Annotated in this window: 1 protein-coding gene and 1 pseudogene; both read left to right on the top strand. The window is 47.5% G+C overall.

Translation table 11 applies throughout. The features are described from left to right. The first annotated feature begins 189 nt into the window (after positions 1-189). Positions 190-5,152 (top strand): annotated as a pseudogene (locus tag HMPREF1250_RS06755) (TonB-dependent receptor domain-containing protein). 224 nt (positions 5,153-5,376) lie between these two features. After that, positions 5,377-9,472 (top strand): TonB-dependent receptor plug domain-containing protein (locus tag HMPREF1250_RS06750; RefSeq protein ID WP_023053899.1); only part of this gene is annotated, 4,096 nt, incomplete at its 3' end.

Below are 9,472 nucleotides of genomic sequence, written 5' to 3'. Positions count from 1 at the left end.
TTTTTTTAATAATTTCGATGTCCAAACGGAGCTTTTTTGAACTGAATGGAGCAGAAGGAAGCAGAACTATTTGATATAGTACGGATAGTGAGAATCAATCTAAAGTATAGAAGCGACAGTTGAAGATCTCGGCTGTATTGTTGTAAGTACGACTGTACAAAAATGCTGGAACTGAGAAAGGATGAAGTTATGAACGGGAAAACTGGTGAAAAGTCATTGCGGCAGGTGCTGCTGACAGCTGCCGTTGCAGCCTGGCTGGCGGTACCGGTCTATGCCGCCGATGTAACGACGCGAGATATACAGGTACAGGCCAACGCGGCGCAGGAAGCGGCGAAATGGGCATCACAACAGATATCGGTGATTACGCACGAAGATATTGAGAAGAAACAGGCCAAATCCGTAGAGGATATCATTTTCGGTGAAACGGGAGTATCGCGCACTGTTGATGCCATGGGGCGCGTCGGGGTGTCAATCCGCGGCGCTGAACCGCGGCATACGCTGATCCTCGTTGACGGGCAGCCGGTTATGGGCGACTTGGCAAAATATTCGGGTGCTGCCGATGAAGTCATGCGCCTCGGTACGGAAAATGTCGACCACATTGAGATCATTCAAGGGGCGGCCAGCGCAAAGTACGGATCTGACGCCATTGGCGGTGTAGTGAACATTGTGACGAAAAAGGCACGCGATACGGCGGGATTTCAAGTTAATGCCGAAGGATTGCGGCGTGCCGGCGATGGTGACATCACGCCGTTTCAAAATATTTTCTTACGGGCAGATACAGGGAAGATCGGTAATGTGCGCTTAGGTATTTTCGGAAATAAGCGGGCTATTGCCTGTTCTTGCCAGTAACGGCCGCCGTAAATCCGGGCTGAGTTTTGACTACAAGGAGCGTAGTTTTGATCCGAATGTGTTGCGGTATTATGGGAATGCGTCCGATGTCGGGTTGACCGGCTCTTACGATATTAATAAAAATAATTCTCTCGATTTTAAATTTGACAGATATACGGAAGATTTGGTTCGCGATGTCAAGCATTCCGATTCCGATTTGGAACCGCAGCAGCATTTTAAGAGAAATGCCGACAGAAATACGTTTAATTTGGCGTGGAAAGGCCGCCGCGGCAATACGGATTGGACCGTAGAAGGAAATTATACGCGAATGAAAGAAGACGATGTTGCCTTGATCAACTATTTTGGGCGGTCTGCGTATGAAGGGAAAAACGAACTTCGTTATGTCGATGACGTTGATCACCGGCAATATAATTTACAGACGTCGTTCAATACGCAGATCAATGACAGGCATATGCTCAATTACGGCATCGGCTATTCTCATGAAGAAGGCGAAGGCAGCCGCCTGAAAAGCTCACCTCACACACGGACAAAGTACATCGATGCCTGGGACTATGATAAAAATCTGCTCGTCGATAAACTAGACCGTCTGGTTCGCAAAAAAGGCGATACGAGTACGCGGATTTATTCGCACATCCATGATTACAAATTTGACGGCAACGATGCATCGGGCATGCCGCAATGGGATATCAACTATGAATATTACGGCGAAGAAAAGGGAAATGCCAAAACGATTGCGCCGATTAAGTACGAAGACTATGAGAACTATAAATTAGGCGATAAAGGAATGAGGGAGGAGAAAACCGATTGGAGTACGGGCAAAACGAGCTGGGTAATAAAAACAGAATATGACGGTACCGTTCACATGCCGAACGGCGCTGTCGTAGCGGCTGATTCGGATATTGCCAAGCGATATGAGGCGATGTACCATAAGTTGACGAAAGAGAACTCCGGTTATAAAGGAGGGAATATTGTCGGCGCGTATTTTGAATATGGCGAATCGTCAGATGCAAAAAAACGCGCCGAAGCACCGACATTAAACGGCAAAAAATTCCTTGAAGAATTTCGTAACCGTAATCAGCGGATTACGGTTGGCAGCGGCAAAATTACTAAGCATAACGTCTTCCTTTACGATATGTGGCAAGTTAATCCGGATACGATCATCGTGCCGACACTTCGCTACGATCACAGCAATCTTTTCGGCAGCAATCTTTCCGGCAATTTGGGCTTGACCTATACTGTTGCCGGCAATGCACATCGACGGTTTAAAGCCAATATCGGAACTGGCTATACGGAACCGGGAATGGGCGAGCTTTGGTATAATTAGGAAATGTACGCCAGCAATCCCGTCGGAGTCGGTTATGCAAAATTAGGTTGGTATTGGGCCGGTAATCCGAACTTGAAGCCGGAAAAATCACTGAATTTCGATATGAGTGTGGAAGGAGAAAATAAAAACACCTACGCTCGCCTAGGAATTTTCCATAACCGAATTAAAAACTATATGTCGGTGTACTACACGGGAGCCTTGATGGACTTTGCACCGTATTTGCATGGTGATCGGAAGTATCAGCGCGCTCCCGACATGATTTACAGTTTTAAAAATATCGGCAGAGCCGAAATTACGGGGCTGGAAGCGGAAGTGCGGCAGAAATTGGGAAACCATTGGAGCGCAAAGCTCGGGTATGCGTATCTGCACGCTATCAATAAGAGTGATCCTCAAATGCCGCATCGCTTGCTGGATAAACCGATGCATAAAGTGGACATTGGCCTGACCTTTGACGATCCCGTCAGCGGCTGGGGAGCTTCAATATGGGGCGATTACTATATTCGGATGCTCGACAGCAATACGTTGGCGGACAGTGCGAATTATTGGCCCGATATTTTAGATGGTGAAGGCGCCGTCTACAATAAACGCGTTTACCAGGAAAAGACTTTTGGGATTTGGAATCTCCTGTTCCAAAAGAAGTTTGATGAAGATTCCATCGCTTATTTCGGTGTCAATAATGTCTTCAACCATCGCGACGACGATCGGGCGACCCAAGAACGAGTATATCGCTTCGGCGTTAACCTTAAATTGGGGTTCAGCCGGAAAGCAAAAGAAAGGGTCTTTGTACCGAAAGATAAGGCCGGCAAGGCTAACGTGGCGCCGGTCTTGCTGCAAGGGTTCTTGGATCGTCCCTTTGATACAGAAAAAGAGCGCGGCGCGGAACTAATGGGAGAGTATCGTGCCCGTTGGAAGGTTCATGACGGTACGAACCGGCCTCAATCGAGATACCGTGCCGATACCTACGTCGGTACGGCAGCGGCAAATATGAAGGATCAAGGCGAACACGGTTTTGAACAGCGGGTTCGCCTTGGCGTTGACGCTCGTCTCAGTGAAAATACGAACCTTACCGTCGTCGGCAGTGCTTCCGGAGAAAGCGGTGTCGATACGTCTTACGAAACGGAAAGCGCTAAAGGCATTAAGCATCGCCGTCTCGATCGTGTTGATCTTACGCAGCGGGCGCATAAATGGGACTTTTCCATAGGTCGCCTGACGGAACCGATGGGGGTAACGGGATATTGGTTCGGCAAGGAATTTGACGGTGCTCGGGCTGTCTGGACAGGCAAAGAGACACAGATCCGCCTTGGTTACGGTACGTTTACCCACAGTACCGGCATTCCTGATTCGGCGTATACGCACGCTGTCCATGCGACCTTCTTCCGACCTCCTACTATTATGGAATTAGTTGGTATTGATAAAGATGAAATGCCATATGCCGTGCAAAAAGGTACGACGCTGGATAAAACCTATGAGACGGCATATAAGGGGAAAACGGATTCCCTGTTCTTCCTCCAGCAATTGCGGGATGTTTGCGAAGATCCCAAGGCTACGGAAGCAGATAAGTTGGCCGTACTTCAACGGATGCAACGTATTGTTAAACAAGCATATGGAGAAGACCTTTCTCAACAAAGCTTTGCGTTGCGGACTCCTGCATCTGGGTACGTGTTATATAAAATCAGAAATAAAAAGACGCATGAAGAAAAGCTGCAAAAAGTAGACTTGTATTACAGCAATAGAATTGATGCTTGGGACAGTGATGAAATAAAGGCCTTGAAAAAAGAAGTCAACAAAGATGTCTCCATTACTTTAAGCAATGAAAATGCACTGCGCGGACGGAATTATATCGAGGCCAATAAAGATACGTTATTAGCGGCCTATTCAAAAATCGCAAAGGTTTATGCGACGTCCAATTGGAACGGTAAGACTGATGACGAGTTAGGTTCCTCGTACACGTATGTGAAATATAACGGTAGAGACAAGGCCGGTGTTTTATATCAAAGTGATGCAAGCAAACGTGAAGATTACGAGTTTGCCGGGGTAGATGCTATTGTCACCATTGACAGTTATCATTCCGTACCGGGATATGATTCCAGCAATGTCATTACGCCGATTGATCTTTTAGATGGGTTATATAAGGCCAATTACGTTGATGCGAACAGCGATCCGCAATACGGTTGGGCAATGCCGCACCTTATGTTCGAATTTTTCAATCGGATGGAAACGGTATTGGAAGCCACTGAAAGCGGAAATCGCTTACCCCGTGAATCCATTGGCAAGATTGTCGGCAATCTGATTAAAACGGAAGGGACAATGCTGGAACGGGATCGGATTCCGGAGCTGGATAAGGCGATATTTGTACAGGCCAAGCATGAAATTACACCGCGGCTTGGCGTGCAGGCCTGGTACTTGCGCTCAATAGGCGATGATATCCATACGTTCCTCAACGCGAACGGTAAAAATAATGAACGTCATCGTTTCGACTCGTTGGCAAATGTCATCGGTATCGGTGCAAAATACCAAATTGGTGCCAATACTTCGATTTCCTTTGACTATGGACAGAATAGAACTGATTTTGGCCGGTATATGAATGGCCGGAGTATGTACAGGCATGAACGCGGCACGGCAGACTTTGATCTGTGCGGCCATGAAAATGGCGGTATTCCGCATTTTTGGACGGCGCGCCTCGACATCGGCCAAACCGATACGAATGTCGCCGGCAGCTGGAATGCCTTCGTCGACTACAAGTACTTCCAACACGGCTCCTTCTTCGGAGGCAACGGAACCGAAGCCTTACCGGATCGGTACCTGGACGGCATCAGCAGCTTTACCTTCGGCGGTGGTTATGTTCCGGCAAAGAATTTCCTGCTGGAAGCGTTCTATACCTTTGACGCTAAAGGCATTAACCGTCGTGACACGCTTTACGGTCCGGAAAATTTCCGACTCGGAAACTATACGCGGCTGCAAATGACTTATAAATTTTAATAATAAGTAGTTTCGTACAGGGGAAACTACTTGCTTACACTCCTTTGCTGCAAGGGTTTTGTTGCGGCAAAGGAGTGTTTCTGTTTTTTTAGTAAAAAAGGCAAGTCGGTGTTCGAATGGAGCTTTTTAGAACTAAATGGAGTAGAAAAATAATTAGGAAAAATTTATAATACAATTATATTGATAAATGATAATAAAAATCAAAAGAATGAAAGGAGCAACAAATGAGGAACCGATACGGCATAGCCCGGAAACAAACGGCGCTTTTCTGTGCCGTCTTACTGTGGATGTCGCTGCCTGTCTACGGGGCAGATGGGCCGACGGAGAGTGCCGGCGTTACGACGCGCGATATCCAGGTGCGGGCGGACGCGGCGAAGGAAGCGGCCAAGTACGAGTCGCAGAGCACGACGATCATCACGAAGGAAGATATAGCAAAGAAGCAGGCGAAATCGGTAGAAGACATCATCTTCAATGAAACCGGAATGAATCGCGCTGTGGATGCCATGGGGCGCGTTACTGTTTCGATCCGCGGCGCCGAACCGCGGCACACGCTCATTCTCGTTGACGGGCAGCCCGTCATGGGCGACTTTGCCAAATACAGCGGCCAAGGCGATGAGCTGCAACGGCTGGGAACGGAAAATGTGGAACGCATCGAAATCATCCGCGGCGCCGCCTCGGCCAAGTACGGCGCCGACGCTATCGGCGGCGTCGTCAACGTTATTACGCGCAAACCGGCAAAATCGGCGGGAATGCAGGTCAATGTCGAAGGACGGCGTGTCCGCGGTGACGGCGATTTGTTGCCGTATCCGAGTTTTTTCCTTCGCGCCGATTCCGGCCAGATCGGTAAAATGCGTTTTACCGCTTATGGCGGCAAGCGAGACGTCATGCCTGTTTATAGTGCGGCTCTTTTTCACGGCGGCATGAATACAACGGAGCCGATTCGCAATTCGTTGCGATATTACGGCGCTATTAAAAATATCGGCGTACTGGCAACGTATGACATTGATGCCAGAAACAAGATCGACGTCGGCATAGACCGGGCGAATGAAGAGATGGAACGATTTGTCAAGCATTCTGACGACAGCCCGGATCCCGTAGTCAACTATAGGCGAAAGGTAAACCGTAATACTTACCGTATCGGCTATGCAGGAAACGACGGCGGCAAGACGGATTGGCAGATCGATGCGGATTATGCCAAGATGAGAGAGCATGATATTACCTTGTCTTCCGTTGCGGCGTATTCCTCCTATGAAGGAAAGAATTCTTTGGAATATCTGGATAACATTATACATAAGCAATGGAATATAAAAGCAAGCGCAAATACGCAAATTAATGACGCGCATTTGCTGACCTATGGATTCGGGTATAGCAGGGAAAATGGCGAAGGCAGCCGATTGAAAAGTGCAAGGAATATCAAAACTCAACATATTGATCCTTGGGATTACGATAAAAATCTGCATAGTGATAAAGGTGTCGGCGCGCCGCAATCTCATGTTTACGATTATGCCATGTATCTGGATGAAAAAGGCATTCCCCAGTATGATCAAGCATATGAGTTGTATGGCTATAAAAATGAAGCCGGCAAGTCTGTGGTACCGGCCTATACTTATCAGGATTATGTCGATAATGTGGATGACGAAGAACGCATTGCCGCCTTTTCCCGTCAGCTGCGCGAAGAGAACCCGTCCTTGCAGGTGGAAGACGAATGGGGAGAAATACCTGATGACGATATCGTCATGCGCAGGTATTATGATGCGAAAACGTTGAAGTGGCACGGCAAGACGTTTCAGGAAGAATCGGCCAATCGCCGTAACCGCCAAACGATTGGACAAGCGGAAATCAGCAAACAACATTTCTTCGTTCAAGATACGTGGCAAATCAATAAGGATACGTTGGTGACTCCTGTATTACGATTGGATCACAGCAGTCTCTTCGGTTCGAATGTGAGTTTTAATGTGGGACTTACGCATGCTCTTGGCGGATCTTCCACACAACGGGTTAAGGCTAATATCGGCACCGGGTATACGGAACCGGGAATGGGAGAATTATACTATAATTGGGAAATGTATGCCGGTATGCCTTATGACCTGGGAATAGGAAAGTTAGGATATTACTGGTTTGGCAATCCGAACTTAAAACCGGAGAAGTCATTTAATTTCGACCTTGGCTTTGAAGCGGAAAAGGGTAAGACCGCAACGCGGGTAAATGTGTTCCATAATCGTATTAAGGATTATATGACCACCTATTTTACAGGAAAACTTATGAATTTCTATCCCGATGCGGGTGTAAACACGTGGATCACACCGCCGGACATGATCTACAGCTTCAAAAATATAGGAAAAGCTGAAATTACGGGGCTGGAAGCGGAATTATCCCATCAATTCAATGATCATTGGTCCGGGAAATTGGGCTATACATATTTGCATGCCGTCAATAAAAGTGATCCGGATATGCCCGATCAATTGCTGAATAAACCGCAGCATAAGTTTGATATAGGTGTTACCTATGATAATCGGAAAACCGGCTGGCGAGTTTCTTTGTGGGGTGATTATTACATTCATATGTTGGACAGCAACACGATTGCCAATAATGGGAATTATGTCCATAATGACATCGGTGATGGGCAACCGGTGTATACATTTGCGGAAAAGGGGAAGCAAACCTACCAGAAAAAAACATTCGGCATATGGAATCTCCTGATTCAAAAGAGGTTTGATAAAGATGCGATTGCTTATGCGGGAATAGACAATCTCTTTAATCATCGTGATGATGATCAGGCAACGCAGGAACGGGTATATAAATTCGGTGTAAATATGAAATTCGGAGCTGCGGTGCAACCTGCCGAGAAAAAGGCTGCGGCCCCGAACGTTGCGAAGATATTCACACATAGCGAGCCGTGGTTTATTCATGTGCCGTTTGACTTGCAGAAACCGAAAGGTGTCGCATTGATTGGTGACTATCGGTTGCGTTGGAATGCCTTTGGCGGTAAACAAAAGCCGGCAGACGCCCGGGTTACGGCTGTGTCCAGCGTCGGGTCGGCGTATAAGAATTATCTGGAAAAAGCTGGGCACGGCTTTGAACAGCGTTTTCGACTTGGGCTTGATGCCCGAATCGGCCGGTATACGAATATAACGCTGTTAGGCGGTGCTTCTGGCATAAGCGGCGTCGATACGGCGCAGGACATTGCCGGATCCAGAGGCTTGGGCCGGCAGCGCCTTGAAGCGGTTGACCTCATGCAACATGTGCGTAAATGGGATTTTTCTCTTGGCCGTTTAACGGAACCGATGGGTGTTACCGGCTATTGGTTCGGAAAGACATTTGACGGCGTCCGCGCTATATGGACGAGTGGAAAGAATCAGGTGCGTTTGGGCTATGGCGATTTTAGCGCTAGTACGGGGATCAACGATTCGGCGTACACGCATGCTGTAACGAAGATTTTTATGCGTCCGCCGACTAAACATGAATGGTTGGGGCAGGACCAACCGGAAAATTATGCGCTTCACGGTGAATACAGCGACATGACGATACGGACACCGGGGTTTGAAAGCCTGTATCAGAAGTTGGTGAAAGCAGGCTCCTTGGAGGAAGAAAAGAAAATTATTGATACCTACATGGCCGTTATCAAGAAAGATAAGCCCGGCTTGTATGAAAAACTGAGCAAGCGCAGCGGTCAGTATTATATGAATAGCTATATCTGGAGAAAGGTTACGGTAAAAGACGCGGCCGGCAAGATTGTCAAAGAAGTTATTACTACGGATGTACCGGTCGTATATGTCAAAAATACAACTTTCGATAAAGCGAAGATTCAGCAAGACGGAGAAGAAACATGGCGGCGTCTGATGGCGATGACCGGTGAAAACGGAGAAGAGTGGGATGACTATATTCAAGATTCGTCTTTAGTACGCGAAGGCGCATATCATATAACTTCTGAATTTTACGGCTACGGCATATATACGGGCAAGGAAGTATTGGAAGACCTCGGTGCAGACCACAAAGGAAAACGATACGCAGGGCTTCCTGTGAATAAGTTGAAAGCCGGAGATATTCAGCCGCTGACGCAGGCAGAAGCTAAAAACAGAGCGTCGTCTTCGTTGTGGAACAGAGATACGGCGTGGATGACGGTGTATAAAAAATTGCCTAATGGTAATGGTATTCAAGGCTATAAGGCGGCTCCTATCTCCCCGATCGCTAAGCGCGTGCTTTTCTGGTTGGCAGGGGATATGTGGAAGCCGGAAGATGACAGTACGCTGCCGTTGCACTTATTAGAAAAAGAAGGGTATTTGATCGCGCAGATGGGAACCGTTCTGGTACAGGATCAGC

This window comes from Megasphaera vaginalis (ex Srinivasan et al. 2021), from assembly GCF_000478965.1.
Classification (GTDB): domain Bacteria; phylum Bacillota; class Negativicutes; order Veillonellales; family Megasphaeraceae; genus Megasphaera; species Megasphaera vaginalis.
This window is presented reverse-complemented; position numbering and strand designations above follow the sequence as displayed.